Source organism: Prevotella sp. MGM2, from assembly GCF_002933955.1.
Lineage (GTDB): Bacteria > Bacteroidota > Bacteroidia > Bacteroidales > Bacteroidaceae > Alloprevotella.
In genome coordinates this window covers 1-893 of the sequence record NZ_BEWW01000255.1, presented here as the reverse complement: position 1 = coordinate 893, position 893 = coordinate 1, and the positions used below count along the sequence as shown (strand labels likewise).

1 protein-coding gene is annotated in these 893 nt (G+C 55.4%); it reads right to left on the bottom strand.

Features of this window, described 5'->3' with window-relative positions:
• Window positions 1-539 (bottom strand): Sir2 family NAD-dependent protein deacetylase (locus C5S62_RS06355; protein ID WP_104404558.1); only part of this gene is annotated, 539 nt, incomplete at its 3' end.
• Window positions 540-893 lie beyond the last annotated feature (354 nt).

Sequence of the window (893 nt, the reverse complement as noted above, 5' to 3'; positions counted from 1 at the left end):
ACGTTGAGCGACGACCCTATGATAACGAACACGTCGGCCGTCTCTACGGCCCGTGCCGCGTCGGCCAGACGGGGAACGGCCTCGCCGAACCACACGATCCACGGGCGCAGCAGCGAACCGTCGCCGGCCCGTTCGCCGTGTTTCACCTCAAGGGCATCGGGTGGCAGGGTGCGGATGAAGAAAGGATTCTCCGGGTCGCGCGAGGAGCACACCTTCATGAGTTCGCCGTGCAGGTGGATGACGCGGTCCGATCCGGCCCGTTCGTGCAGGTCGTCTACGTTTTGCGTCACCACGGTCACGTCAAATTCCCTTTCCATTTCAGCCAGCAGCCGGTGCCCCTCGTTGGGAGCGGCCTCAGCCAGTTGCCGCCGCAGGCCGTTGTAGAAGTCCGTCACCAGGTCGGGGTCGGCCATCCAGCCCTCAGGCGTGGCCACTTTCTCCACCGGATATTGTTCCCAAAGTCCGCCGGCATCACGAAAAGTCTCGAAACCGCTTTCGGCACTCATGCCGGCGCCGGTCAGTACCACTAACTTTTTCATAAACGGAAGTTTTCGGCAAATATACTAAAAAAACGGGTGGTGGCCTCGTCTGTTGCCGGCTTTCAGAGGCTTTGATGGGCTGTTGGCGGTTAGGACCCCGTTTTAACATTTCTTGCTTTTGCCTCCGAAATGTCGTATCTTTGCAACAGCGAAGCGGGCCTCTCCACACGGAAAGCCCGCTTTTTCCATGTTTGAGAGGCCTGAAGAGAAGAAAAAACACCCCTGTTTTTCCAAAAACTCCAAGTATTGCAATTTTAATTTCACGTATTCGTGTTAAAATTCTGATACGGACTTTTCGCTTTTCCCTGCCTGCAACCTATATTTTAACACACCGAAGTGTTGCGGAAAGTTAAA